Annotated in this window: 25 protein-coding genes; 13 read left to right on the top strand and 12 right to left on the bottom strand. The window is 71.1% G+C overall.

Annotation, left to right across the window (positions count from 1 at the left end; genetic code table 11):
* Positions 1–10: 10 nt before the first annotated feature.
* Genes ACQPWU_RS21125 through ACQPWU_RS21115 form a run of 3 tightly spaced genes read right to left on the bottom strand, consistent with a single transcriptional unit; the run spans position 11 to position 3176 of the window.
* Positions 11–1261 carry an ABC transporter permease gene (locus tag ACQPWU_RS21125; protein WP_360698831.1) on the bottom strand — a complete coding sequence of 417 codons (1251 nt, stop codon included), beginning with the start codon at positions 1259–1261 and terminating at the stop codon, positions 11–13.
* Positions 1258–2046, bottom strand: a complete 789-nt coding sequence (locus ACQPWU_RS21120) for an ABC transporter ATP-binding protein (RefSeq protein ID WP_433442550.1) — start codon at positions 2044–2046, stop codon at positions 1258–1260. The genes ACQPWU_RS21125 and ACQPWU_RS21120 overlap by 4 nt, the downstream gene beginning before the upstream one ends.
* Entirely contained in the window at positions 2043–3176 is a 1134-nt protein-coding gene (locus ACQPWU_RS21115) for an efflux RND transporter periplasmic adaptor subunit (protein ID WP_433442548.1), read from the bottom strand. Before ACQPWU_RS21115 ends, ACQPWU_RS21120 begins: the two co-directional genes overlap by 4 nt.
* 176 nt (positions 3177–3352) lie before the next feature.
* On the opposite strand from ACQPWU_RS21115, the gene ACQPWU_RS21110 reads away from it, so the two are divergent.
* Positions 3353–4912, top strand: a complete 1560-nt coding sequence (locus ACQPWU_RS21110; RefSeq protein WP_433442546.1) for an efflux RND transporter periplasmic adaptor subunit — start codon at positions 3353–3355, stop codon at positions 4910–4912.
* A gap of 218 nt (positions 4913–5130) precedes the next feature.
* On the opposite strand, the gene ACQPWU_RS21105 is transcribed toward ACQPWU_RS21110, so the two are convergent.
* From ACQPWU_RS21105 to ACQPWU_RS21095, 3 genes are all read right to left on the bottom strand, one after another.
* A complete protein-coding gene (locus ACQPWU_RS21105) occupies positions 5131–6678 on the bottom strand; it encodes an alkaline phosphatase D family protein (RefSeq protein ID WP_433442544.1) in 1548 nt (515 codons plus the stop codon).
* 102 nt (positions 6679–6780) lie between these two features.
* Entirely contained in the window at positions 6781–7368 is a 588-nt protein-coding gene (locus tag ACQPWU_RS21100) for an HAD family hydrolase (RefSeq protein ID WP_433442542.1), read from the bottom strand.
* Entirely contained in the window at positions 7365–8186 is an 822-nt protein-coding gene (locus ACQPWU_RS21095) for a hypothetical protein (protein ID WP_433442540.1), read from the bottom strand. The genes ACQPWU_RS21100 and ACQPWU_RS21095 overlap by 4 nt, the downstream gene beginning before the upstream one ends.
* A gap of 250 nt (positions 8187–8436) precedes the next feature.
* On the opposite strand from ACQPWU_RS21095, the gene ACQPWU_RS21090 reads away from it, so the two are divergent.
* A complete protein-coding gene (locus ACQPWU_RS21090) occupies positions 8437–8712 on the top strand; it encodes a helix-turn-helix domain-containing protein (RefSeq protein WP_360698845.1) in 276 nt (91 codons plus the stop codon).
* Positions 8713–8725: 13 nt separating this feature from the next.
* On the opposite strand, the gene ACQPWU_RS21085 is transcribed toward ACQPWU_RS21090, so the two are convergent.
* Positions 8726–9502 (bottom strand): hypothetical protein, encoded by a 777-nt coding sequence (locus tag ACQPWU_RS21085; RefSeq protein ID WP_433442538.1) that lies wholly within the window; start codon positions 9500–9502, stop codon positions 8726–8728.
* A 134-nt stretch (positions 9503–9636) separates the two neighbouring features.
* Between ACQPWU_RS21085 and arfB the strand changes: the two genes are divergently transcribed.
* Positions 9637–10044 carry an alternative ribosome rescue aminoacyl-tRNA hydrolase ArfB gene (gene arfB, locus ACQPWU_RS21080; protein ID WP_360698849.1) on the top strand — a complete coding sequence of 136 codons (408 nt, stop codon included), beginning with the start codon at positions 9637–9639 and terminating at the stop codon, positions 10042–10044.
* 122 nt (positions 10045–10166) lie between these two features.
* On the opposite strand, the gene ACQPWU_RS21075 is transcribed toward arfB, so the two are convergent.
* Entirely contained in the window at positions 10167–10607 is a 441-nt protein-coding gene (locus ACQPWU_RS21075; RefSeq protein WP_433442536.1) for an NUDIX domain-containing protein, read from the bottom strand.
* A gap of 82 nt (positions 10608–10689) precedes the next feature.
* Between ACQPWU_RS21075 and ACQPWU_RS21070 the strand changes: the two genes are divergently transcribed.
* Both ACQPWU_RS21070 and ACQPWU_RS21065 read left to right on the top strand, forming a co-directional pair.
* Complete coding sequence (locus ACQPWU_RS21070) at positions 10690–11613, top strand: acyl-ACP desaturase (RefSeq protein WP_433442534.1); 924 nt, start codon at positions 10690–10692, stop codon at positions 11611–11613.
* A gap of 62 nt (positions 11614–11675) precedes the next feature.
* On the top strand, positions 11676–13643 hold the full coding sequence (locus ACQPWU_RS21065; protein WP_433442532.1) for an ABC1 kinase family protein: 1968 nt from the start codon (positions 11676–11678) through the stop codon (positions 13641–13643).
* Here the strand turns inward: ACQPWU_RS21065 and ACQPWU_RS21060 are convergent.
* The gene (locus ACQPWU_RS21060) at positions 13631–14581 is read right to left on the bottom strand and encodes an aldo/keto reductase (protein WP_433442530.1); all 951 of its coding nucleotides are present in this window, start codon (positions 14579–14581) and stop codon (positions 13631–13633) included. The genes ACQPWU_RS21065 and ACQPWU_RS21060 overlap by 13 nt on opposite strands.
* Positions 14582–14691: 110 nt before the next feature.
* On the opposite strand from ACQPWU_RS21060, the gene ACQPWU_RS21055 reads away from it, so the two are divergent.
* The 6 genes from ACQPWU_RS21055 (at position 14692) to ACQPWU_RS21030 (ending at position 21381) form a co-directional block, all read left to right on the top strand.
* A complete protein-coding gene (locus tag ACQPWU_RS21055; RefSeq protein ID WP_433442528.1) occupies positions 14692–15225 on the top strand; it encodes an NADPH-dependent FMN reductase in 534 nt (177 codons plus the stop codon).
* A gap of 108 nt (positions 15226–15333) precedes the next feature.
* Positions 15334–18054: a BTAD domain-containing putative transcriptional regulator gene (locus tag ACQPWU_RS21050; RefSeq protein WP_433442526.1), complete on the top strand. Its 2721-nt coding sequence runs from the start codon at positions 15334–15336 to the stop codon at positions 18052–18054.
* A 140-nt stretch (positions 18055–18194) separates the two neighbouring features.
* On the top strand, positions 18195–18380 hold the full coding sequence (locus ACQPWU_RS21045) for a hypothetical protein (protein WP_433442524.1): 186 nt from the start codon (positions 18195–18197) through the stop codon (positions 18378–18380).
* Between the two features lie 60 nt (positions 18381–18440).
* Positions 18441–18986 carry a hypothetical protein gene (locus ACQPWU_RS21040; RefSeq protein WP_433442522.1) on the top strand — a complete coding sequence of 182 codons (546 nt, stop codon included), beginning with the start codon at positions 18441–18443 and terminating at the stop codon, positions 18984–18986.
* Positions 18983–20860: an ABC transporter ATP-binding protein gene (locus tag ACQPWU_RS21035; RefSeq protein ID WP_433442520.1), complete on the top strand. Its 1878-nt coding sequence runs from the start codon at positions 18983–18985 to the stop codon at positions 20858–20860. The genes ACQPWU_RS21040 and ACQPWU_RS21035 overlap by 4 nt, the downstream gene beginning before the upstream one ends.
* Entirely contained in the window at positions 20857–21381 is a 525-nt protein-coding gene (locus ACQPWU_RS21030; RefSeq protein WP_433442518.1) for a S26 family signal peptidase, read from the top strand. The genes ACQPWU_RS21035 and ACQPWU_RS21030 overlap by 4 nt, the downstream gene beginning before the upstream one ends.
* Here ACQPWU_RS21030 and ACQPWU_RS21025 read toward each other — a convergent pair.
* From ACQPWU_RS21025 to ACQPWU_RS21015, 3 genes are all read right to left on the bottom strand, one after another.
* A complete protein-coding gene (locus tag ACQPWU_RS21025) occupies positions 21344–21763 on the bottom strand; it encodes a hypothetical protein (protein WP_433442516.1) in 420 nt (139 codons plus the stop codon). The genes ACQPWU_RS21030 and ACQPWU_RS21025 overlap by 38 nt on opposite strands.
* A gap of 143 nt (positions 21764–21906) precedes the next feature.
* Positions 21907–22530: a hypothetical protein gene (locus ACQPWU_RS21020; protein WP_433442514.1), complete on the bottom strand. Its 624-nt coding sequence runs from the start codon at positions 22528–22530 to the stop codon at positions 21907–21909.
* Positions 22531–22573: 43 nt separating this feature from the next.
* The gene (locus ACQPWU_RS21015; protein WP_433442512.1) at positions 22574–23353 is read right to left on the bottom strand and encodes an HAD-IIA family hydrolase; all 780 of its coding nucleotides are present in this window, start codon (positions 23351–23353) and stop codon (positions 22574–22576) included.
* A gap of 61 nt (positions 23354–23414) precedes the next feature.
* Here ACQPWU_RS21015 and ACQPWU_RS21010 point away from each other — a divergent pair, with 61 nt between their 5' ends.
* Positions 23415–24602, top strand: coding sequence for a M20 metallopeptidase family protein (locus ACQPWU_RS21010; protein WP_433442510.1), 1188 nt, complete (start codon positions 23415–23417; stop codon positions 24600–24602).
* 2 nt (positions 24603–24604) lie between these two features.
* The gene (locus ACQPWU_RS21005) at positions 24605–25570 is read left to right on the top strand and encodes a zinc-dependent alcohol dehydrogenase family protein (RefSeq protein ID WP_433445258.1); all 966 of its coding nucleotides are present in this window, start codon (positions 24605–24607) and stop codon (positions 25568–25570) included.
* Positions 25571–25591 lie beyond the last annotated feature (21 nt).

Genomic DNA, 25591 nt, shown 5'->3' with positions numbered 1-25591 from the left:
GTCATTCTCCTTACTCGTGGCGCAGTGCCTGGATCGGCCTCAGCTTGGCCGCCCTGTTGGCGGGATAACTCCCGAAGAACAGCCCGATCCCCACCGACACGCCCAGCGCCAGCGCCACCGATGACGGCACGAGGACCGGTTCGATGCCGGCGACGGTGAACCTGGTCCCGATGAACGCCACCAGCACCCCGGACAACCCCCCGACCAGGCTCAGCAACGTGGCCTCCAGCAGGAACTGGCCCAGGATCGCGCTCCTGGGCGCGCCGATCGCCTTGCGGATGCCGATCTCGCGCGTTCGCTCCGTGACGGTCACCAGCATGATGTTGGTGATGCCGATGCCGCCCACCAGCAGCGAGATCGCGGCCACGGCGCCCAGCAGCACGGTGAAGGTGCCGGTCGCCTGGCTGACGGTCTCCTGCAGGGTGGCCTGGTTGAGGATCCGGTAGTCGGGGTTGTCGTTCGTGATGCCGTGCCGTTGGTTGAGGATAGCCGTGACCTCCGACTGAGCGGTCGTCGTGGCGTCCGACCCGGACGCCTGGACGACGATCGAGCTGAGCGAGCCGAACCCGCTCAGGCTCTGCTGCACGGCTGGCAGCGGCGCGATGGCCACGTCGTCGGCGTCCTGCATGCCGGTGGACCCGGCCTCCTTGAGCACGCCGACGACCGTGAACGGCACGCCGGACACGCTGACCTGCTTGCCGATCGGATCGACGGTCCCGAACAGCTCCTCCACGACGGTCTGGCCGAGCACCACGACCTTCCTGGCGGCGAGCACGTCGTCGTTGAAGAAGTACGTGCCCTTGGTGACGGGCTTGTTCACGGCCTCGAAGTAGCTGGGGTACGTGCCGACGAACTGCGAGATCGCGTGGCTGGCGGCCCCGTACGTGGCGGTCGAGGAGGAGGCGGTCACGACGGGCGAGACGCTCCTGACCGAGGGCGCCAGGGTCTTGTCGGTCAGCGCCTTGGCGTCGGCCAGGCCGAGCTGCCTGGCCTGGGTGCGTGGGCCGGTGTTCCCGCCACCGCCGGATCCCCGCATGCCGCCACCGCCGCCGCCCCCCGAGAACTGCGGGGAGATCGTCAGGGTGTTGGCGCCGAGGCGCTGGATGTTGCGCTGGATGCTCTGCGAGGAGCCCTCGCCGACGGCGACCAGCATGATGACCGCGGCGACACCGATGAGGATGCCGAGCGTGGTCAGCGAGCTGCGCATCTTGTTGGCCAGCAGGCCGCGCAGCGCGAAGCGGAGGATCTCGAACTGGTTCACCGGGTCGCCGCCCCGTCCTTCTCCGGATCCTTCTCTGGCCCCTTCTCCGGCAGCCGCGGCGGCGGGCCGTCCACGGGGGCCTGGCGGCGGTCCTCCACGACCTCGCCGTCCACCAGCCGGATCACCCGCTTGGCGTGCGCGGCCACGTCGTTCTCGTGAGTGATGAGCACGATCGTGCGGCCCGACTCGCTGAGCCGGTCCAGGATCTCCAGGACGTCGTTCGTGGAGGCGGTGTCGAGGTTGCCGGTCGGCTCGTCGGCGAGCAGCAGGGCAGGCGCCGTGACCAGCGCCCTGGCCACGGCCACGCGCTGCTGCTGACCGCCGGAGAGCTGGTTCGGCTCGTGGTGCACGCGGTCGGTCAGCCCGACCTGCTCCAGCGCGGCCAGCGCCCGTGCGCGCCGCTCGGCCTGGCCGATGCCGCCGTACACCAGCGGCAACTCGACGTTGGCCAGCGCGCTCATGCGCGGGATCAGGTTGAACGACTGGAAGACGAACCCGACCCTGCGGTTGCGCAGGATCGCGAGCTGGTGTTCGTCCAGCTGTCCCACGTCGGCGCCGTCGATCTGGTACGTGCCGGAGCTCGGGATGTCGAGGCAGCCGAGGATGTTCATGAGCGTGGACTTGCCGGAGCCGGAGGCGCCCATGATGGCGACGTAGTCACAGCGCTCCACGTCCAGGTTGACGCCGCGCAGGGCGCGTACCCTGGCGTCGCCCTCGCCGTACTCCTTGACCAGGTCCCGCACCCGCAGGACGGGCGGGGCCGCGCCGGCCGACGGGGCGCTCATCGCCCGCCTCCCGGCCCGCCGCCGCCATTGGGCCCGCCACCGCCGGCGGGGAACCCGCCGCCGCCGATGCGCAGGTTGCCGCCCGTGGTGTTCGTCGTGGTCACCGGAGGCACGATCTGGTCGCCTTCGGACACGCCCGACTTGATCTCCGTCAGGCTCGTGCCCTGTACGCCGACCTCGACCGGGGTCCTGGTCTGCCGGCCGTTCTTGAGCAGGGTGACCGTGGTCTGGCCGCCGCTGGTGGAGACCGCGGTGGAGGGGACGGCGATGACGTTGTCGGCCTGGCCGACCACGACCTGGACGGTGGCCGTCTGGCCCAGCCGCACCTGGCTCGGGACCTTCGTGAACGTGACCGTGACCGGGTACTGCACGACGTTGTTGCTGGTGGAGGCGACCGGCTCGATCTGGGTGACCTTGCCCGTCGCGGTCACGCCCGGCAGGGCGTCGAAAGTGACCGTGGCCGCCTGGCCCTGCTTGAGCTTGCCGACGTCCGACTCCGTGAAGGTGCCCACGAGCTGCAGCTTGCCGGTGTCGGCCAGCTCGACGAAGCCGCTGGAGCTCTGACCCGCGCTGGAGCCCGTACCGGAGGACGAGCCCGTGCCCTGCCCCGTGCCCGAGGTCGAGCCGGAGCCCGAGCTTGAGCCTGAGCCGGAGCTGCCGCCGCCGACCGAGCCGTTCACCGCCGTGATCGTGCCCTTGAACGGCGCCTTCAGCACCGTGGCGGCGACCGTGCGCTGGGCCTCCCGGTAGGCGTTTCTGGCCTTGATGTAGGAGGCGTAGAGCTGGGCCGTCGAGGTCCCGTCGTCCACGGCACTGTCGTACGTGGCCTTGGCCGCCGACAGGCTCTCCTGCGCGGCGTCGTCGTCGAGCCTGGCCAGGATGTCGCCCGTGCTGACCTTGTCGCCGGCCTTGACGTAGATCTTCTCGACCGTGCCGGTCGTACCGAATGAGAGCGCTCTGGACTTGGAGCTCGTCACCGCGCCCGACGCGGACACCGAGGCCACCACGGAGCCGCGGCTCGCGGTCACGGTCCTGACGGTCGTCTCACCGGCCGCCTGTCCCGTGCCGAGCTGGGAGTAGGCGAGCGCGGCACCGCCCAGCAGGAGCACCACCAGTGCTCCGTTGGTCATCAGCGCTCTGCGCCTTGTGGACACCTTCACAGGCGGTGACCCTTGCACACAATGCTGCGCCGGAGCCGCGAGCAAGCTGAACGTTCGCTGACAACCTCTGAGTCTCATCAGGCACACAGGTAACTCTTAGGCTGCTCGCAGCCTGGCACGAACCTCCTCCGCCATGATGGGCCGCCATGAGACCGACTTTCGCGCTGGGCGGGCTCGCCCTTGCCGTGCTCGTAGGCGGAACCGGCCTGGCACTGGCGTTGCGCGACGACGCCCCGCCCACTGTCCAGGTACGGCTCGCCTCCGCGGAGCGCGGCCAGGTCACGGCCACGGTCAGCGCGGCGGGCAACACCGTGGACGGCTCGGGCAGGAACCTCGCGTTCGGCTCCTCGGGGACGCTCACCAAGGTGTACGTCAAGGTCGGGACCAAGGTGAAGAAGGGCCAGGTGCTGGCCAGGATCGACAGCCGCACGGCCCGGGAGGCGTACACGGCGGCCAAGGCCGACCTGGCCGCCGCCCAGGAAGCCCTGGACGACGCCCAGGAGACGGCCGCGTCCCCGGCCACTTCGACGTGCGCCCCCTCCGGGAGCGCCGCCGCATCCGCCACCGGCGGCTCGACGCCGACCGGCAACGCGGCGAACGGCGAGCTCGGGCCGCCGGCGCCGTCCTCCCTGAACGCGAACCCGGTGCCCACCTCCACCCCGCACCCCACCACCACGCCGACCTCCGAACCCACGGATCCGGGCCCCGAGCCCCAGCCCACGGTCACGGTGACCGTGACGGCCACCGTCACCACGACCGTCACCGCCACTCCCACCGGCGGCGCGCCCACCGGCGGGACCCCGACCGGCGGCACCTCCGATGGCGCGACCGGCCGGCCCGGCGGCCCCTCCTCAACCGGCACCCCCTCCGCCAAGCCGTCCACCAGCGCGAAACCGTCCCCGAGCGGCAAGCCCACAGGCAGCGGCAGGCCGTCGGCCCAGCCGAGCGGCAGGGCGAGCGGCAGGCCCAGCACCAAGCCGACCGGCGCCACCCGGCCGTCCTCTCAGGGATCCTGCGGCCGGGGCACGGGCACGGGCTCGACGGGCCAGGGCGGGATCAGCGAGGAGCAGGCCTCCGCCAACGTGGACCGCGCCGAGGCCGCGCTCGAGCAGGCGGCCGACTCCGTACGGGCCACCCGCATCGTGGCGCCGGCGGCGGGCACGGTCCTGTCGGTGGCCGGCGCGGCCGGCGACACGGCGGGCACCGGCACCTTCATCAGCCTCGGCAACCTCAACGAGCTGCAGGTCCAGGCCATGGTCACCGAGTCCGACGTGAACCGGCTCAAGCTCGGCCAGAAGGCCCAGATCACCCTGGCCACCCGGAACGGCGAGCACTACCAGGGAACGGTCACGGCCATCGCGCCGACCGCGACGGTGGACGGCCAGCTCGTCCGCTACTCGGTCACCCTCGCCTTCGACGAACCGCCCACCGGCCTCATGCTCGGGCAGACCGCCTCGGTGACGGTCACCACGGGCGAGGCCAAAAACGCGATCTACGTGCCCGCCGCCGCGGTACGCAGCAGGTCGGACGGCACGCAGGTGGTCACGGTGCGCTCCGGCGGCCGCGACGCGGCGAAGGTGGTGCGGACGGGGGTGCGCGGCGACCAGTACGTGCAGGTCACCTCGGGTCTGCAGGAGAGCGAGGAGGTGGTCATGTCGGGCACCACGTCCGGCGAGTTCCCCGACGCGAGCTGGCCCGGCGCCTGAACCGGCACCAGACCGGCCGGGCGCTTGAGCCGGACCAGGATCGGCCGGGCGCCTGAGCCCAGGACCGGCCCGGCACGCCTCCTGCCGGGCCCTGGGTCCGGCGTGCGTGCGGCGCGCCCGGCCCGGCACGCCCCCGGCGGGTGCCATCCGGCGCCCCCGGCGGGCGTGGCAGGCGTGCCCGCGGTTGAGCGAATCCTCAGCCCGCTCCCAGCGAACGTTCAGCCAACGCGCGGGGCGCCCGCCTGGCCGGCGGCCGCGGCACCGGTGGTGGCCGGGAGGGTGAGGCGGTGGGTGGTCTTGGCCGGAGCACCGCGGCGGGAAATGTAATCCAATGTCCGGAAATCGACGGACAGCTCGTCACGGGTCAGCCGCGCCATCAGGTACCCGCGCCGCTGGTCGATGAAGGAGATGTGCGGGTTCTCCTGCAGCGCTTCCGCGATCCACGTCCGGTCCCGGTACCCGTCGCCGTCGCTCGCGATCGACGAGGCCACCAGTTCCCTGGCCACCACCGGCGAGTCCGGGTCGTCGAAGTCGGTCTTGAGCTCGGCCAGGTGGTGCATGTGGGCGTCTCCCGTCAGCACCACCGGGTTCGACGTCCCGGCCAGCGACCCGAGCAGGCGCGTGCGCTCGGCCGCGTACCCGTCCCACGAGTCCAGGTTGACCTCCCGCCCCGGCCCGACCTTGTAGTCGCGCTGCGCCATCATGATCTGCTGCCCGAGCAGGTTCCAGCGAGTGTCCGAGCCGCGCAGCCCGCTCTCCAGCCAGCGCCACTGGTCGGCCCCGAGCAGCGTGCGCCCGGACGCCAGCCGGTCGTCGCAGCCGGCCCGCACCCCGTCCAGGCAGGCCTGGTCGTCGCGGAACTGACGGGTGTCGAGCAGGTGGAAGCGCGCGAGTGTCCCCCAGGAGATCCGCCGGTTCACCCGGAGCACCGCCCCCTGGAGGCTGGCGCGGCGCAGCGGCATGTTCTCGTAATACGCCCTGAACGCCTGCGCCCTGCGCTTGGTGAAGTCGGGCGCCCCCGTGCTGGAGACCGAGCCGGCCCAGTTGTTCTCGATCTCGTGGTCGTCGAACGACATCAGCCAGGGCGCCACCAGGTGCGCGGCCTGCAGGTCGTGGTCGCTCTTGTACTGGGCGTGCCGCAGCCGGTAGTCGGCGAGGGTCTCGCACTTGCCCGGCGTGTGGGTGCGTACGCGACCGGCCAGCGCCGTGTAGCCGCTGGGGCCGTACTCGTACATGTAGTCGCCGAGGAACACCACCAGCTCCGGCTCCTGCTCGGCCAGGCGGCGGTAGGCGGTGTAGTAGCCGTGCTCGTAGTGCGCGCACGCCGCGACCGCGAACGTGAGCGGCGTCTCCCCGGTGGGCGTCGTCCTGGTACGGCCTGCCTGCGAGAGCCGGCCCTCGCTCCTGAACCGGTAGAAGTAGTCGCGCCCCGGCTCCAGCCCGTCCAGCTCGACGTGGACGCTGTGAGCGTCGCGCGCCCTGGCCGTGGCCGTACCGGACCTGAGGATCTTGGAGAAGCGCTCGTCGGCCGAGACCTGCCAGTCCACGTCGATGTCGCGGGCGGGCATGCCGCCGAGGCCGTCACCGCCCAGCGGGTCGACGGCCAGCCTGGTCCACAGGACGAAGCCGTCGGCCGACGGGTCGCCCGAGGCCACGCCCAGCGTGAAGGGGTCGGATCTGAGGGTTCTGGCAGCCGCCGGGGTGGTGGCCGTCTGAGGGAGGAGGAGTCCGGCTGTCGCCGCTGTCAGGAAGGCTCTGCGGTCCACGTTCACAGGTATGTCCGCCCGCGCTGACTCGGCCGTGACCGCCGAGTCAAGCGCGGATGAACAGCATCAGTCGTCCTGTTCGCGAGGTCTCACAACGTCATTTCACAGGGCCCCCGAGAGCGTGCCGCGGAGGGCGGCGGCGTCCGTGAAGTGCACGCCGGTCATGCCCACGCGCTCGGCGCCCTCGATGTTCTCCTTGCGGTCGTCGATGAAGACCATCTCGGACGGGTCGGCGCCGAGCGCACGGGCGACCTCGTCATAGATCTCCCGATCGGGCTTCACCAGGCCCATCCTGCCGCTGTAGAAGCGGTGGCCGATCGCCGCGATCCAGGGCAGCTCGTCCAGGCCGTCACCGATGCAGACGGGCGCGTTGGACAGCAGCGCCACGTCCCGTCCCGCCTCGATCAGCTCACCGAGCAGGGCGACCGTGCCCACGTTGGGGTACGCCCAGCTCGCGACGTCCATGGCGACCAGGCGGGCGACCTCGGCCTGGGTCACGGGCCGGTCCACCACCGCCGACCAGTAGGCCGACGGACTCAGGCTCGCCCGGTCGAAGTCGAGCCGGTGCTCCCAGTAGCCCTGCTTGAAGGCCTCGGGGTCCGCGTCCACCGCGCGCGCCATGGCCTCGGCGTCGGACTCGGGCTGGGGAAGGGACAGGACACCGCCGTAGTCGAACACAATCCACGTCATGCCAGGAATGGTCGCAGATGCGGGTCCAGCGCCGGGCAGCCTAGATACTTCTCGACGGTGTGGAAGTCGATCCAGTCCAGGTTGACCAGCTCTTCCACGTCCACGCCGGTGAAGCTGACTGCCAGGTTGGGCGGGATGGCGGCGATGTCGTCCTTGTCGGCGATGTTCACCCAGCGCTTGACGCCTTCGGGGCGCTCCCCGCGGCCGTTGATGGGGGCGGGCAGGAGGCGCTCGAAGACGACGTTGCGCATGCCGAGGGGGCTGCCGAGGGTGATCAGGAGGTCGATCTGGAGGTCGGGGTTCGCCCAGAGGGTCTCGTACGTGACGACGCTGCCGAGCGAGTGGGCGATCACCACCTTGGGCCGGTGCTTCCTGATCACGTCGGCGACGACCTGCCGGCACTTCTCGCGCTTGGCCTGATCGGTGAGGTACGCCGCCACCTCCGGCGCGAACAACTTGGCGAACGCCGCCGACCTGCTGTCCAGCTTGTCCAGCAGCCAGCCGGTGAACGACTTGAGCGCCCCCGTGACGTGCTCCCCCACGCCCAGGTTCTTCGCCCAGCCGACGAGCACCTGCTGGGCCTGCGTCTCCATGGCCGCGGAGGACCTCGCGGCGTCGCCGCCGCGCCTGCCGTCGTTCAGGTGGTGCGAGAAATAGGCGATCTCACTGAAGTACGCCCGCGTCTCGCCCTTGAGCGCGACGTGCAGGTAGCGGTCCCATTTGAGCCGCATCGCCTCTGCCGCCCCGGCCTCGGACCGCCCGGCCTCGAGATAGTAGTTGTACTTGCCGATCCCGTGCACGCCGACGATCCCGGCCACAGCGCCTCCCCACCCCGTGATCTTTACGCGCGATAGTGGCACACGCCCCTTGCAGTCCGCCATCGAGAAGGCGTCGCCCGGCGTCCGCGCCCCTCATCTCCCCAGAAGGGACGGTCACCGTTGGCGGCGGGAGAGCTCCCAACGACGAGCCGGCGTCCATAAACTTTAGGCTTGCCTAAAGATTTAGGTAGAGCTAAAGTGGGGATATCTGTAGACGAACCTGTAGTTGAGCGTCGAGAGCGAGACCGTGATGGCCTTCCGACGGAGCCCGCGCGACGAGGTGGGCGGTCTCGCCCAGAACGTCGTGGATGAGATCACCTGGTACATGCGGGAGCACAAGATCTCCCGTGCCGACCTGGCCGCGTCGATGGGCGTCTCCGCGGGCCGGGTGAGCCAGATCCTGTCCGGCGACGAGAACCTGACGCTCCGCACGCTCGAAACCGTCGTCGGCGCGCTAGGCGCCCGGCTGGAGTTCACGCTCGGCGACGCCGAGGACTCGGAGATCCTCCTCCACGACCCCGCTTGAGGCCGCACCCGCCTCATCTCGTGCGTACCTCGTCGTCGCGCCGGGAGCCGGTGTGCGGCACGAATGCGGGCAGCGACCGGTATCCGGCACGGTACGCACACGCCAGCAGCCGCAGCAGTTCGGCCTCCGCATCATGCCTGAGCACCCCGTGCAGCCGCGTCAGGTCGTTCAGATACCGCTCGTACCGGGCCAGCCGCGTGTGCCGCGACCCGTTCAGCGCCGTGACGACTTTCGAGCGCGAAGCCCCGTCCTCGACCAGCGCCGCCACGTCCAGCCGCCGCTCGATCGCGTCGAGCCTGGCGTGCACCCGCTCCCGCCTGCGCTCCTCCGGTGGGAGCCGCTCGGCGATCCGGGCGTGGTAGCGATGGGCGGCCAGGCTGAGCTCGTAGACGTCCCACGAGTCGTCCACCCGCTTCTCGCACCAGATCCGCTGGTCCTCGGCCATCGCCTGGTCGAGCCTGGCCAGCAGCGACACCAGCCAGAACGTCGCCGCCTCCCGCGCCGGCGAGCGCCGCTCGTCCTCCTTGCCCCGCATCTGGCTCAGCCACAGCCCGCTCGGCGCGACGGCGCCCAGCACCGTGGCGAGGTTCTCGCTCAGAACCATTCCGCTCACCAGCGCGACCGCGGCGGACAGGCACCCCGTCAGCGTGGTGATGGCGATGGCGAGCCGGCGCCCCGCCGGTCCGAACGGACGTCCCTTGCCCTGGCATCGCAGGAGCAGGAATCCGACAGCGGAGACAATGGCCAACACCACGGTCAGGACAACCTGCGCGGCCGAGGGTGGCTGCATGGAATTTCGCCTCTCCTGCGGGACGTTCCCTCCATATTCGCAGTGACGGCAGTGATTGAAAATGCCGTTGCGAGCGGCATATGTCGCTCATATACGGTGACACCGTTCGAAGAAGGAGAACAGGAGCCCCGATCATGCCCGGCCCGCTGATCGTCAACGACTCGGTCGTCATTCCCGACGCCGAGCTCGTCTGGCGTTTCTCACGCTCGTCGGGCCCCGGCGGCCAGGGAGTCAACACCACCGACAGCCGCGTGGAGCTCACCTTCGACGTGGCGGCGACCACCGCGCTTTCGCCCGCGCTGAAGGCCAGGGCGCTCGAACGGCTGGGCGCTCCCACGATCACGATCGCCGCCTCCGAATACCGTTCGCAGCTGCGCAACAGGGAGGCCGCGGCGCACCGGCTGGCACAGCGCCTGCGCGAGGCCATCGCCCCGCCGCCGCGGCGCCGTCGCCCGACCAAGCCCAGCCGCGGCGCCGTCGAGCGCCGCATCGCCGCCAAGAAGCACCGCGCCGACCTGAAGCGCATGCGCCGCGATCCCTGACCCCGCGACCGACCCGAGCTCCTCCGCCACCCACCGCACTTCGGCGAGGTCCCTTCGGGAAGAGGGGCGGGACGTGGCGCCACCGATCGCACTTCGGCGGGCCCCTTGGAGGAGGGTCGGGCCTAGGCGATCAGGCGGGGCAGGGCGGTGATGTGCTCGGACAGGTAGCCGGCCACCGCCTCGGGGATCAGGTGGCGTGAGGTGATCTCCGACCGGTCCAGCCGCAACCGCTCCACCTCGTACAACCCCCTCGACGGATCCTCGAACTCTGGCCCGTGCCGCAGCCCCGGATCCATGGACACCAGGCGGCAGCCGTAAACGTGCTGCGTCTTGACCCCGCCTTGCCACGGGTACGACACCGTGACCAGTGGCGTCACCGACGAGACCGTCGCGCCCAGCTCCTCGAGCAACTCCCTGTGCAGGGTGTGCTCCAGCGTGGCGTCGCCGGGCTCGACATGCCCGCCGGGGATGGTCCAGTAAATGTCACGTCCGGGAACAGTGCGCCGGAAGAGCACCAGTCGTTCATGATGGTCGAGTAGGACACCGCGGACACTGGGTCGCATACAGCCACCCTATTTGACCGGTATGTCCTTCGGGTAGCCTAACCTACGGTACCGTAACCTGAAGGAGAAGATCTTTATGGCGATGACTCAGACGGAGCTGCTGCACGAGCTGGAGCCCGTCGTGGCCGTGGAGCTCGACCGCCATCACACCATGGCGAAGGAGTGGTTCCCGCACGAGTACATCCCGTGGAGCGAGGGCCGCGACTTCGACGGCATCTACGGGGGCGAGGCCTGGCAGGAAGGCGACTCGAAGATCCCCGAGGCGGCTCGCATCTCGCTCATCGTCAATCTCCTGACCGAGGACAACCTGCCCAGCTACCACCACGAGATCGCCACCACGTTCGGCCGCGACGGCGCCTGGGGCACCTGGGTGCACCGGTGGACGGCCGAGGAGGACCGCCACGGCACCGCCATCCGCGACTACCTCACGGTCACCCGCGCCGTCGATCCCGTGGCGCTCGAGCGCGCCCGCATGCACCACATGGAGAACGGCTTCACCAGCGAGTACGGCACCATGCTCGGGCAGCTCGCGTACGTCTCCTTCCAGGAACTGGCCACCCGCATCGCGCACCGCAACACCGGCAGGGCCTCCGGCGACGAGGGCTGCGAGCGGCTGCTCGCCAGGATCGCCGCCGACGAGAACCTGCACATGCTCTTCTACCGCAACCTCCTCAAGGCGGCCTTCGAGCTCGACCCCGGCCAGACCATGCGCGCGGTGACGGACGTCGTCACCACGTTCCAGATGCCGGGCACGGGCATCGACGGCTTCGCCCGCAAGGCCATGATCATCGCCAACGAGGGCATCTACGACCTGCGCCTCCACCTGGACGACGTGCTGATGCCGGTGCTGCGGCAGTGGTCGGTGTTCGACAAGACCGGGCTGGGCGCCGAGGGCGAGAAGGCCCGCGAGGAGCTGGCCGCGTTCCTGGCCAAGACCGAGACGACGGCCGCCAGGTTCGTCGAGCGCCGGGAGGAGCGCCGGGCTCGCGCCGCGGCCGCACGCTGACCCTTCCAGCGGGCCGCGGTCAGCGAGGACGAGGCGCCGCCGCCGTGGAATGATCCTCACCTATGGATCTCGCCACCCAGGTGCTTCTCGGTGCCTTCACCCTCCTGATGATCCTCGGCCTGGCCACAGCGGCGCAGCGCCTGCTGGGCGTCAGGTTCGGCAGGCTGCGCACGTTCCTGGCCGCGCTGGTCGCCTTCGGGCTGGCGCAGCCGCTGCTGGAGCCGATCCTGGTCTCGATCGGCCCCGTCGACCGGGAGCATCCGCCGGCCGCGCCGGCACTGGGGCTCCTGCTGCTCATCGTCATGTCGGTGGTGCTGATCCCGATGGTGATCCTGGTGATCGCCGAGGCGCTGGCTCCGCCGGGCTCGGTGCCGGGGCCGCTGGAGCTGATCAGGTCCGTACGCGGCCGCCTCTCCCGGTCCAGGCGTTACTCCCAGATCACCAGGATCGCGATCAGGCACGGCCTCGGCCCGTACCTGCGCGGCCGGGGCGAGCGGCTGGAAGACCGTTCGGGCAAGGTACGGCTGGCCAGGTCGTTGCGCGAGGCGCTCGACGACGGCGGGGTCACGTTCGTCAAGCTCGGCCAGGTCCTTTCCACCCGGCGTGACCTGCTGCCCGCCGAGTTCGTCGAGGAGCTGGGACGGCTGCAGGACCAGGTCGCCCCGGCGCCCTGGGAGCAGATCGAGCCGGTGCTCAAAGCCGAGCTGGGCGGGCCGGTGGAGGAGGTGTTCGCCGAGTTCGGCAGGACGCCGCTGGCCACCGCCTCCATCGGGCAGGTCCACACCGCCCGCCTGCACACCGGCCAGAGCGTCGTGGTCAAGGTGCGGCGGCCCGGGATCCAGTCGGTCGTCGCGAAGGACCTCGACATCGTCAGGCGGCTGGCGGCCACGCTCGAGTCGCGCACCAGCTGGGGCCGCTCGCTGGGCCTGCGCGACCTGGCCGAGGGGTTCGCGACGGCCATCCGCGAGGAGCTCGATTTCCGCGTGGAGGCGGCCAACATGGCGGCCGTCGCGGCCTCCGACGGCGGCGGTGTCACCTACCCCGCCCCGATCAGCGCCATGTGCACCGAGCGCGTGCTCGTCATGGGCCGCCTGTCGGGCAGACCGGTCACCACGGCCACACCCGAGCAGGGGCCGGGGCTGGCCCGCGACCTGCTCGCCTGCCTGCTCAGGCAGATCCTCGTCGAGGGCGTCTTCCACGCCGACCCGCATCCCGGCAACCTCATGCTGCTCGAGGACGGCACGCTGGGGCTGCTCGACTTCGGCTCCGTCGGCCGGCTCGACGGCTCGGTGCGCTCGGCGCTGCAGCGCTTCCTGCTCGCCATGAACCGGCAGGACCCCCTGGGCGTCACCGACGCGCTGCTGGAGGTGGTGCCCAGGCCGGAGGACATCGACGAGGCCGCATTAGAGCGGGCGCTCGGCCAGTTCATGGCCAGGCATCTGGCGCCCGGAATGGACAGCGTGCAGCTCTTCACCGACCTGTTCAAGATCGTCTCGGCGTATGGGCTGTCGATCCCGCCCGAGGTGGCCGCGGTCTTCCGCGCGCTGGCCACGCTGGAGGGCACGCTCGTACGCCTCTCGCCCGGGTTCGACCTCATCGGCGAGGCCCGGGCGTTCGCCGGGCGCCATCTCGCCGAGCGGATCACCCCAGAGACGATCAAGGAGTCCGTCACACAGGAGCTGGCCGCGCTGCTGCCGATGCTGCGCCGGCTGCCGCGCCGTGTCGAGCGCATCGCGAGCGCCGCGGAGCACGGCCGGTTCACCATGAATGTGCGGCTGCTCGCCGACGACCGCGACCGCCGCTACGTGACGGGCCTGCTCCACCAGGTGCTGCTGACGGTGCTCGGCGCCACGGCCGGGGTGATGGCGGTCATCCTCCTCGGGACGGCAGGCGGCCCGCCGGCGTGGGGGAACACCTCGCTGTTCCAGCTCATCGGCTACAACCTGCTGGTGATCGCCGCCATCCTGGTGCTGCGCGTACTGGCCGTGATCTTCCGCCGCCCGCGCGCCTCAGACGATCACCAGTCGTAACCGAACGGCTCGCGAGCCCGGTAGGGCGCCTCCAGCGCGGCCATCTCGCCGGCGCTGAGCCGGAGCTCCACCGCGGCCAGCGCGTCGTCCAGGTGCCGCGTCTTGGTGGCGCCGACGAGCGGCACGGTCCCCTTGCCGATCAGCCAAGCCAGAGCGACCTGCGCGGGCGGCACGCCGCGCCCGTCCGCGACGGTGGTCAGCGCCCGCACGACCGCCTCACTCTCCGGCGCCCGCCCCTCGTGCGCCCCCCTGACGGTGCCGGCGCTCTCCCGTCCGGTGAGCAGCCCGCGCGCCAGGGGACTGTAGGCCAGCACGCCGAGCCCCGCGTCGGCGCAGTACGGGATGACCTCGCGCTCCTCCTCCCGGTAGGCCAGGTTGTAGCGCGTCTGCATGGACACGAACGCCGTCCCGCCCGCGCGCCGCGCGGCGTGCTGCATCTTGGCCAGCTGCCAGCCGTACATGAGCGAGGCCCCGGTGTAGCGCACCTTGCCCGCCCGCACGGCGTCGTCCAGCGCCGCCATCGTCTCCTCGACGGGGGTCTCGGAGTCCCAGCGGTGGACCTGGTAGAGATCGATGTAGTCGGTCCCGAGCCGCCGCAGCGAGCCGTCCACGGAGTCGAGGACGTGCTTGCGCGAGAGCCCGCGATCGTTCGGCCCCGGCCCCATCGGGAAGCAGACCTTGGTCGCCACCACGTACTCCTCGCGCCTGGCGAACAGCTTTCGCAGCAGCCTTCCGGTGATCTCCTCGCTCACCCCGGCGGAGTACATGTCGGCGGTGTCGAAGAGCGTCACCCCGCCCTCGACCGCCCGGCGCACGATGGGCTCCGCGTCCTCCTCCGGCAGGAACCACGGCGCCTTCGCAGGATCCCCGTAGGACATCATGCCCAGCCCGATCTTCGACACCTTCAGCCCTGACGCGCCCACGCGGGTGTACTCCATCGCTCCATCATGCGGCAAAGCGTGTGCGCCTCTTGACCGGGAGCTGGTCTTGGACATCCGCGGCATCGGGCAGGTTCTGTGTACTATCCGTAACCCTATGGGAGCAGAGGGTGAAAATCATCGGGATCGCCGCCAGTCTGCACGCGGGGTCTTTTATCAACAAATTGCTGGACGCTGCGGGCGGTGAGCTGCCCCTGGGCGTCGACTTCGCGGTGTGGCCCGGGCTGGGCGAGATCCCGCCGTACGCGCGCGGTCCCGTGCCAGCCTCCGCCGGCGAGCTGATCGGGCTGGTGGCGTCGTCTGACGCGGTGCTGCTGACCGCCCCCGAGCACAGCCTGCTGCCGGTGGAGCTGATGTACGCGCTGGACTGGTTGTCGGCGCGGGACAGGCTGTCGGGCAAGCACGTGGCGGTGATAAGCGCGAGCGCCCGCGCGTGCGGCGCGATGTGGGCGCAGGCGGAGCTGTACAAGCATCTCCAGGCGGCGGGCGCCGTGGTGATGGGCGACGAGCTGGTGATCTCCCCGGCCTGCCCGCACTTCGACGAGGACGGCCACCTCACGGATCCCGCTCTGCGCGCCCAGGTGCGCGCGGTGATCGGCCGGCTCTGCCCCGCCGAGGTCATGGAGCCCGCGCTGTCGCTCTGATCCGGCTCATGACCTTCCTCACCGAGCCTTGCGATCACGGCGACTGCGTACCGCGTGCCCCATGGTCTCGTTACGCTCGAAGATCCACGGGCAGGGAGGTGGACCGTCGTGCTGATCCGGTTGCTCGGACCGGTGGAGGTGGAGCGCTCGGGGCAGACGCGGCCCGTGCGGCCGCCGCAGGTCGCGCTCGCGCTCGCCGCGCTCGCGTGGGAGGTCGGCCGGGTCGTGTCCGTCGAGTCGCTCCTCGCCCGGGTCTGGGGTGAGCAGGTTCCGCCCGGCGCGCGACGCACCTTGTACACGATCATCACACGTATCCGGCGTGACGTACTCGCCGATGACGGCGCCGTCGTCCGCCGGCTCGGGGGCTATCTGCTCGATGTGGACGAGTCCGCGGTGGACGTGTCGCGGTTCCGCTGCCTCACCGATCAGGCGACGGCCGAGCCGGACCCGGTCTTGCCGCTGGGTGAGGCTCTGGAGCTGTGGCGCGGCGACCCGCTGACCGGGCTGCCCGGCGAATGGGCCGAACGAGCCCGCCACCGCCTGCGCGACGAACGCAGGGAGGCCCTGCTGCGCTGGGCACGGGCGATGACCGGCCGCGACGCCGCGGCCTCGGTGGCGGCGCTGTCACCGCTGGCCGAGGAGTATCCGCTGGACGAGCTGGTGGCGGCCGCGCTGATCGAGGCGCTGCACGCGTGGGGGCGGACCGCCGAGGCGCTGACGCACTTCGCTCGCGTACGCCGCACGCTCGCCGAGGAGCTGGGTGTCGAGCCGGGTACGGCGCTGCAGCGCGTCCATCGGAGGCTGCTGCGCTCCGGCGACGCGACCGAGACCGCGCGCCTGGTTCCGGCACAGCTGCCGGTCGGCCTGAGGCACTTCGTCGGGCGGGCGATCGAGCTGGAGCAACTGGCCGCGATCGGTGAGCGGACGGCGACCGCGACGATCTGCGCGATCACGGGGCCGCCCGGGGTGGGCAAGTCGTCACTGGCGTTGCGCTGGGCTCACCTGCACAGTGACCGCTTTCCCGACGGGCAGCTGTACGCCGATCTCAGCACGGTCGACCCGGATGACGCGGCCGTGGTCCTGCCCCGCTTCCTCGGCGCGCTGGGCGTCCCGGAAGCCCAGGTGCCGTCGGGCTTCGAGGCGCAGATCGGGCTCTACCGCAGCATGCTGGCCTGCCGGCGGGTCCTCGTCGTGCTCGACGACGCCCGCGGCGCCGCTCAGGTCCGCCCGCTGCTGGCCACCGCGCCGGGGTGCCTGACGCTGGTCACCGGCCGTTCCGAGCTGTCCGGGCTCGCGGTCACGGCGGGGGCGTACATGCTGCGTCTGGACGTGCTGCCGGGTGACGACGCGTACCGGCTCCTGGCGACGTGGCTGGGCGAGGCGCGGCTCGCGGCGGAGCCACAGGCCGCCGCGCGGATCATCCGGCGGTGCGGCCGGCTGCCGCTGGCGCTGGCGATCGTCGCGGCCCAGCTGGCCCAGCGCACCGATCTGCCGCTGGCGGAGGTCGCCGCGGACCTCGAGCGGGCCGACACGGATCTGAAGCCGTTCGCCCACAGCGACCCCGCGATCGACCTGCGCGGAGTGTTCGGGCGCTCGTATCGGGACCTGCCCGAGCCCGCGGCCCGGCTGTTCCGGCGCCTGGGGCAGCACCCCGGGCCGCACCTGTCGCTGCCGGCGGCGGCGAGCCTGGCCGCGCTGCCGGTGGACCGCACGCGGGAGCTGGCCGCGCACCTCGACCGGGCGAACCTGGTCGAGATCCACGCGCCCGGCCGTCTGCACATGCACGACCTGCTGCGCGTGTACGCGTCGGAGCAGGCGCGCGCCACCGACAGGCAGTCGGTACGGCGGGCGGCGACACGACGGCTGCTGGACTACTACCTGCACTCGGCGTGCGCCGCGAACGGTGTGTGTTACCGCCACCGCGACAACCTGCGGCTGGAACCACCCGCGCGGGGCGCCGTCGTCGAGCGCTTCGACGCAGAGGCGCCGGCCCTGCGGTGGTACGCCGACGAGTCGGCCGCACTGCCGGCGTTGCTGGCGGAGGCGACCACGGCCGGGTTCGACCGGCACGCGTGGCAGCTGGCGTGGGCGTTCGCGGAGTTCATGCAGCGCCGTGGTCTCTGGGAGGAGATCCTGCGCACTCAGGCGGTGGCGTTGAACGCGGCCGGGCGGCTCGGCGACCGGCTGGCCCAAGCCCGCTGCCACAACAGCATCGCCAGGGCTCACGCCAGGCTCGGCCGCGACCGCGAGGCCGTCGAGCACTTCGAGCAGGCGGTCGAGCTGCACCGGGACCTCGGCGAACCGGTCCTGCAGGCCCACGTCCACCTGGGCCTGACCGTCGCGCTGAGCCAGGCGCGACCCGGCGACGCGCTGAGCCACGCGCTGCACGCACTGGAGCTGTTCCAGCAGGCCGGCGACGTCGTCGGAGAGGCGCGGGCGTTGAACAACTCCGGCTGGTTGCGAGCCCAGATCGGCGAGTACGACGAGGCGCTGGCCGACTGCCGGCGCGCCCAGCGGCTCCTGGCCGACCTCGGTTACGCCCAGGGCGAGGGCCACGCCTGGGACAGCGTCGCCCACGTACTGCATCTCAAAGGCGACTTCGCTGGGGCGGTGACGTGTTTCGAGAGAGCGGCGGAGCTGCTGCGCGACTGCGACGACCTGCACGCGGCCGCCGAGACGCTGGTCCGCCTGGGCGAGACGCACGTGCGGGCGGGTGACATCGCGGCCGGGCTCGACGCCTGGAAGCAGGCGGCGGAGTTCTTCGACGCCGTCGGCAATGCGCAGGCGGACAAGGTCCGCGACCGGATCGTTTCCTTTCACCATCCGTGATCTGGCCGCGCCTGCGGCAACCGGGCTGAGCTGCGGGGACAGGCCGTTAAGAATTCGTTGAGAAATCGCTCAGAGCTCTGGCGCAGGCTGCGACGGGCGGCGGGCGCGGGCCCGCCCGTACGACCGAAAGGAACGATTTGATGCGCCTCGTGACCAGAATGGCCGACCGGCTCCTCGAGTTGGTCGCGCCGCACACCGTGGCCCAGGCGACCGACTGCGGCTACCAGTGCTGCAGCTTCCCGGCGTTCACCGCGAAGTACTGCTGCTACTACCCGGACGGTCGTGTCTCCTGCGGCGGTTGCAAGTCATACGTCTACTGCTCATAACCGCTCATTTTCGGGTGCCCGGCTGGAGGGTCGGCCGGGCCCCTCACATGGAGGTGTCCCATGCCCTATCTGATCGCCGTCGTAGCCCTCGTCGGCGCATTGTGCCTCGTGGATCTGGTGTTGACGCTCGGCGTGGTCCGGCGGCTTCGGGAGCACACCAAGCTGCTGGACGCGCTGTATGAAGCCGTCGACCTGATGGGCGGCCCTCTCGGGGGCGGGCAGCTGTCCCCCGGCGACGTCGCCGGCGACTTCGAGGCGACGACCGTGGACGGGACCCGTCTCACCAGGGATCTTCTGCCGGACGGGACGGTGGTCGCGTTCCTGTCGCCCGATTGCAGCGGCTGCCATGAGAAGCTTCCCGCCTTCGCCTCGTGGGCCGCCGGCCAGGACCGGTCTCGGGTGCTGGCGGTGGTCGACAACCGATCGGGTGACCCCGCGGAGATGGTCACCACTTTGAAGCCCGTGGCACAAGTGATCGTGGACAGTGCTGTGAGCAACGCGTTCGGCGTGCAGTCGTTCCCGACCTTCCTCCAGGTCGCCACGGGCGGCAAGCTGCTCGCGGCGGCGCCCGAGATCTCCCGGCTGCCGGCCGGGTCGCCCACGTGAGCGAACCGGCACCGACGCGGCGGGAGCTGGCACGGAGCGTGGTACGCGCCGCCGCGCTGGTGTGGCGGTCGGCGCCGATCCATGTCCTCGGATACCTGGCGGTCACGCTGGTGGGCTCCGCCACCCCGGTAGCCGTGGCCTGGCTGACCAAGGCCGTGCTGGACGGGGTGGCGCGAGGGCAGACGAGCGAGCTGCTCACCCTGGCGGTGACGATCGCCGTCGTCACGGCGGTCGCCACGGCGGCGACGCACGCCGGACATTACCTGCGCGCCGAGGTGGACCGCCGCGCCGCGCTGCGCGCCAAGGACGAGCTGTTCGCGGCGGTATGCCGCGTCACGGGACTGACCCAGTTCGAGAGCCCCGCCTTCCTTGACCGGCTGCGCCTGGCCGAGCAGAGCGCGAGCAACCCTGGCAGGCTGGTGGACACCGCGCTCTCCGCCGCACGCGGCACGGTGACCGCCGCCGGGTTCGTCGGCTCCCTGGCGCTGATCAACCCCGCGTTCACCGTCGTGGTTCTGCTGTCGGCCGTACCGGCTCTGATCATCGAGCTGCGGATGTCGCGGCAGCGGGTCGCGATGCTGTGGCGGATCGGGCCGGCCGAGCGCCGGGAGCTGTTCTACGCAAACCTGATGTCGACCGCGGATGCCGCCAAGGAGATCCGGCTCTTCGACCTCGGCGCCTTCCTGCGTCTTCGCATGCTGGCCGAGCTGCGGACCGCCAACGCCGCTCGCCGCCGGATGGACCGGCGGGAGTTCGCCGTGCAGGCGACCCTGTCGGGCGCGTCGGCGATCGTGGCCGGCGTGGGACTGGTCTGGACGATCCTCGCGGCCGGCCGCGGGCAGCTCGGCGTCGGCGACGTGTCGATGTTCGTGGCGGCCGTCGCCGGTGTGCAGGCGGCGCTGAACGTCATGGTGTCGGCCGGCGTGATGGCGTACGAGCAGTTGTTGATGTTCCACCACCACGTCACGATCGTGACAGCCGGGTCCGGTCTGCCGGCACCGTCCCCAGGCCGGTCGCTGCCGCCCTTGCGCCGGGGCATCGAGCTGCGCGACGTCTGGTTCCGCTACGGCGCGGACCATCCGTGGATCCTGCGCGGCGTCAACCTGTTCGTTCCGAACGGGGAGACGGTCGCGCTGGTCGGGCGCAACGGCGCCGGTAAGAGCACGCTGGTGAAGCTGCTGTGCCGGTTCTACGACCCGACCCGCGGAGCGATCCTGTGGGACGGCGTGGACATCCGCGACGTGCCGCCGGAGACGCTGCGCGCCCGGATCGGCGCCGTCTTCCAGGACTTCGTGTCCTACGAGCTGACCGCCACCGACAACATCGCGGTCGGTGACCTCCCCGCCGCGCAGGATCAGGCGCGGATCGAGCAGGCGGCGCGGGACGCCGGCGTCCACGACGCCGTCGCGGCCCTGCCGTACGGCTACCGCACACTGCTGAGCCGCGGATTTCCCCTGGATGAGGAGGAGGACCAGGGCGGAGCGGACTCGGGAGTGCTGCTCTCCGGCGGGCAATGGCAGCGGCTGGCGCTCGCCAGGGCGTTCCTGCGCCGCGACCGCGACGTGATGATCCTCGACGAACCCAGTTCCGGCCTGGACCCGGAGGCCGAGTTCGAGGTGCACAGCCGGCTGGCGAGGCTGCGGTCGGGACGCACGAGCGTGGTCATCTCCCATCGCCTCGGCGCGGTCCGTGACGCCGACCGGATCGTGGTGCTGGCCGACGGCGTCGTCGCCGAGGAGGGCACGCATGCCGCGCTGCTGGCCGACGGCGGCACGTACGCCGAGCTGTTCACCCGGCAGGCGGCCGGTTACCTGGACGACGCGGGGCCGGACCCGTCCGAGGGCGCCGCCGAACCGGCAGGAGCGTCGCGGTGACCGGCGTGGCGGCCGTGCTCGCCGGCATCGGCCTCGCCGGTACCGCTGTCGCCCTTGCCTGGCTGCGCCGCCGGTACCTGGTGGTGACCGTCCAGGGGGAGAGCATGCTGCCGGCGTACCGGCCCGGCGAGCGCGTGCTCGTCCGGCGGACGTCGCCTGGTTCGCTGCACGCGGGGCACGTCGTCGTGCTCGCCGGTTCCTCGCACGGCAGGCACTCACGGGGGTCGCTCGGACCCCAGCCGGCCGCCGCCGAGCTGAGCCTGGGCCCGCGCTGGATCATCAAGCGCGTCGCGGCCGTGCCGGGTGACCCGATACCGCGCGACACCGTCCCCGCCCTGCGGACCGCGCCGGGTACGCGGGTGCCGGACGGGCGACTCGTGGTGCTGGGCGACAATCCGGACCGCTCGCACGACTCCCGCCACGCCGGATACCTGGCAGCGGACCGCCTGTTCGGCGTGGTGCTGCGCAAGGTGGGACAGCCGCTCACATACAGTCGTTCTTCAGCAGCCGATCGACCTTGATGCCCAGGTCGAGCAGCTCGGACCGCACCGCGTTGAACTCCTGCCCGATCTCGGACCGGACGGTAGCGAACTCGTCGGCTATCTGCGCCGGGATGTAGTCGTCCTCGCCGGGCGAGGCGACGAAGTGGGCGTTCACCTCCCGCCGGATGGCCGCGACCTCCACGTCGACGGCCGCGAACTGCTCGATCGTCTCGGCCCGCGCCGTCGCCATCTGCGCCTTCATGGTGGCGATCTCCGTCTCCAGGCGCTTGGTGCGGTCGTTGATCTCGCGTAGGAGGCCCTGCTCGATATCGGCCCCCGAGGCGGCGCCGGTGAGCCGGCCGCACGTCTCGAGGCCTTCGACACGGAGCTTCAAGTCGAGAATCTCCGCTTGTACGTCCACACGTCATACCTTTGCATTTGCTGGATGGGACGCGGCCATCATCGTGAACCGCCCCCGCTTTCGGTCACCATATGGTTGCAGTCAGTGATTGTGTTTGCCCGTAGCTCGAGGAAATCGGGGTCGATTCTTTGCCTTCGCCGGTGCTAGCGGCGGTCCTCGATCTCCCAGAGATGGTCGATGACGTGCCAGGCGATGCGGCGCAGCGCGTACCGGGGCGGCCAGCCCGTCGTCTGGGGCGGCTCCCAGGGCCGGGAAAGGACGTCGGCCAGCTCCGCTCTCATCGCGTCCCGATCCCCGGGCGACTTGTACGGCTTGTGGCGCACGTCCACCTTCCTGGCGAAGGCGCGCTCGGCGTTCAGCACGTGATCGACGATGCGCGACAGGTCGCGGCCACCACCACGGGGGCCCTTACGGAGGTCCTCCGGCGAGGTGGCGGCGGTCTCGTCGAAGAGGGCCCAGGCCGCCCGCAGCAGGGCGACACCGCGTGCCGCCTCCGCGGCCGGCAGGGGCTCCTGGTCCAGGTCGGGGACGGCGTACGGAGCGCCGAAGTCCGTGATGTCGCTGCCGGGGATCCGCGCCACCACCACCGGGTCCCCAGGGGCGAAGTCAAGGCCGGCCCGCGCGGCCACCACGCCGTAGCGGGGGACGTACTCCATGAGCAGATCCAGCGCGGCCTCCTCGCCCTTGGCCACGCGGCACCAGCCGGGCCAGTCGAGCGAGCAGGCGAACACCTTCTTCGGGCCGATCTCCAGGTAAACGCGGGTCATGGCACCCAAGCGTGCCATCCGTACCTGTCAGAAGGCGTCAGGTTCAGATGAGGTCGATGAGGTCGGCCACCGAGTCGACCACCAGCGAGGGGCGGAAGGGGAAGCGGTCGATCTCGTCACGCTGGGTGACGCCGGTGAGGACCAGGATCGTGAACAGGCCCGCCTCCATGCCCGACACGATGTCGGTGTCCATGCGGTCGCCGATCATGGCGGTCGTCTCGCTGTGGCCCTCGATCTCGTTGAGCGCGCTGCGCATCATACGGGGGTTGGGCTTGCCGACGAAGTAGGGGGCGACGCCGGTGGCCTTGGTGATGAGGGCGGCCACGGCGCCGCAGGCCGGGAGCGAACCCTCGGTGGAGGGGCCGATGGGGTCGGGGTTGGTGGCGATGAAGCGGGCGCCGGCCTCGATGAGGCGGATGGCCCGGGTGATCTGGGTGAAGCTGTAGGTGCGGGTCTCACCGAGCACGACGTAGTCGGGGTCGAGGTCGGTGAGCACGTAGCCGACCTCGTGCAGCGCCGTCGTCAGGCCCGCCTCGCCGATCACGTACGCCGAGCCGCCCGAGCGCTGGTCGTCCAGGAACTGGGCGGTGGCCAGCGCGGAGGTCCAGATGGAGGCGGGGGGCACCTCGAGGCCGGCCCCGGCCAGACGCACCGACAGGTCGCGCGGAGTGTAGATCGAGTTGTTCGTCAGGACCCGGAACCGCTTGCCGGACTCACTGAGCCGCTTGATGAACTCGTCCGCCCCGGGGACCGGCCGCCCCTCGTGCACGAGGACGCCGTCCATGTCGGACAACCAGGAATCGATCTGCTTGCGCTCAGTCACAGGCACATCGTAGCGAGCGCGCCTTGTCGACTTCCCGTCCCCTGCATGAACAATGTCCTTCATGACATTCACTGAAGAAGCGCTTGATATCCGGGACGAGCTCGTCGAGCTCCGCCACTCGTTGCACACCACGCCGGAGCTCGGCCTGCACCTGCCGCGCACGCAGGAGAAGGTCCTGGCCGCGTTGGACGGCTTGCCGTTGGAGGTCAAGACGGGCACCTCGCTCAGTTCCGTCACGGCCGTGCTGAGGGGCGGCAGGCCGGGCCCGGCCGTGCTGCTGCGCGGGGACATGGACGCGCTGCCCGTGGCCGAGAAGAACGATCTGCCCTACGCCTCGCAGCTCCCCGGTCAGATGCACGCGTGCGGGCACGACCTGCACACCACGATGCTGGCGGGGGCGGCGCGGCTGCTGAGCGCGCGGCGCGAGGAGCTCGCGGGTGACGTCATCTTCATGTTCCAGCCGGGTGAGGAGGGACACGAGGGCGCCAAGCACATGATCGGCGAGGGCGTGCTCGACGCTGCGGGCGCGCGGCCCGTGGCGGCGTACGGGATGCACGTGGTGTCCGGGATGTTGCCGCCGGGGCTGTTCGCGTCGCGGCCGGGGCCGATCATGGCGGCGGCGGACACGTTCCTCGTGACGGTCAAGGGGCGCGGCGGGCACGGCTCCACCCCGCACCGGGCGCTGGACCCGATCCAGGCGGGCTGCGAGATGGTGACGGCGCTGCAGACCATGGTGACCAGGGGGTTCGACCCGTTCGACCCCGTGGTGGTGACGGTGGGCAGCTTCCACGGCGGCTCGGCGGACAACGTGATCCCCGACGATGCCAGGTTCGAGGCCACGGTGCGCACGTTCAGCAAGGACAACCGGGCGAAGGTCAGGCGCCGGCTGGTGGAGGTCGTGCAGGGCATCGCGGCGGCGCACGGGCTGGAGGTCGAGGCGTCGTTCGGGATGGGTTACCCGGTGACGGTGAACGACCAGAGCGAGGCCGAGTTCGTGGGCAGGACGGCCGACGAGCTGTTCGGTCCCGGGCGGTATTTCGTGTCGCCGCAGCCGATCATGGGCTCGGAGGACTTCTCATACGTGCTGGAGGAGGTGCCGGGCGCGTTCGTGTTCCTGGGGGCGTGCCCGCCCGACCGGGATCCGGCCACCTCGCCCTACAACCACTCCCCCGAGGCGATCTTCGATGACTCGGTGCTGCCCGACGGCGCCGCGCTCTACGCCTCGCTCGCCTACTCCAGGCTGTCGTGACCATGCGGGCGTGGGTCGTGGCCGAGCCGGGGCCGATGGCGACGCGGCCGCTTGAGCTCGTCGAGCGGGACGTGCCCGAGCCGGGACCCGGCGAGGTGCTGGTGCGGGTCGAGGCGTGCGGCGTGTGCCGTACGGACCTGCATCTGGCCGAGGGCGACCTGCCGCCGCGGCGGCCGCGGACCACGCCCGGTCATCAGGCGGTGGGCAGAGTGGAGGGCACGAACGAGCGGGTCGGCGTGGCCTGGCTCCGCTCCACCTGCGGTAAGTGCCGCTACTGCCTGCGGGGGATGGAGAACCTCTGCCCGCACTCTGCTTACACGGGGTGGGACGCCGACGGCGGGTACGCCGGATATCTCGTCGCGCCCCGCGACTACGTCTACCCCCTGCCCGAGGACGTGCCCGCCGAGCGGCTGGCGCCGCTGCTGTGCGCCGGGATCATCGGCTACCGGGCGCTGCTGCGCTGCGACCTGCCGCCGGGCGGGCGGCTGGGGATCTACGGCTTCGGGGCCTCGGCCCACCTGACGGCGCAGGCCGCCATCGCCCAGGGTGCCGTCGTGCACGCGGTGACCAGATCCGCGGCCTCCAGGGCGCTCGCGCTCGAGCTCGGCGCCGCGTCCGCAGGCGACATACCGCCCGAGCCATTGGACTCGGCCATCCTGTTCGCGCCGGTAGGTACCCTGGTCCCACCGGCACTCGAAGCGCTCGACCGGGGCGGCACTTTGGCCATCGCGGGAATTCATCTGACCGATGTACCCGTTCTGGACTACGAGCGGCATCTCTTCCAGGAGCGCACCCTACGCAGTGTGACGGCCAATACCCGGGCCGACGGGCGGGCCTATCTGGAGCTGGCGCTGGCGCATCCGCCACGCGTGACGACGACGCTCTACCCGTTCGAAGAGGCGGACCGCGCACTCACCGATCTGGCGAATGACCAGGTCAGCGGGGCGGCCGTCTTGGTAATGAGCTGACCGATTACTTGACGGCGCTTA

Origin of the sequence: Nonomuraea sp. CA-141351, assembly GCF_050944675.1 — a bacterium.
Lineage (GTDB): Bacteria > Actinomycetota > Actinomycetes > Streptosporangiales > Streptosporangiaceae > Nonomuraea.
Note: the sequence above shows the minus strand (reverse complement) of the source record. Positions and strands in the feature narration are given on the sequence as shown.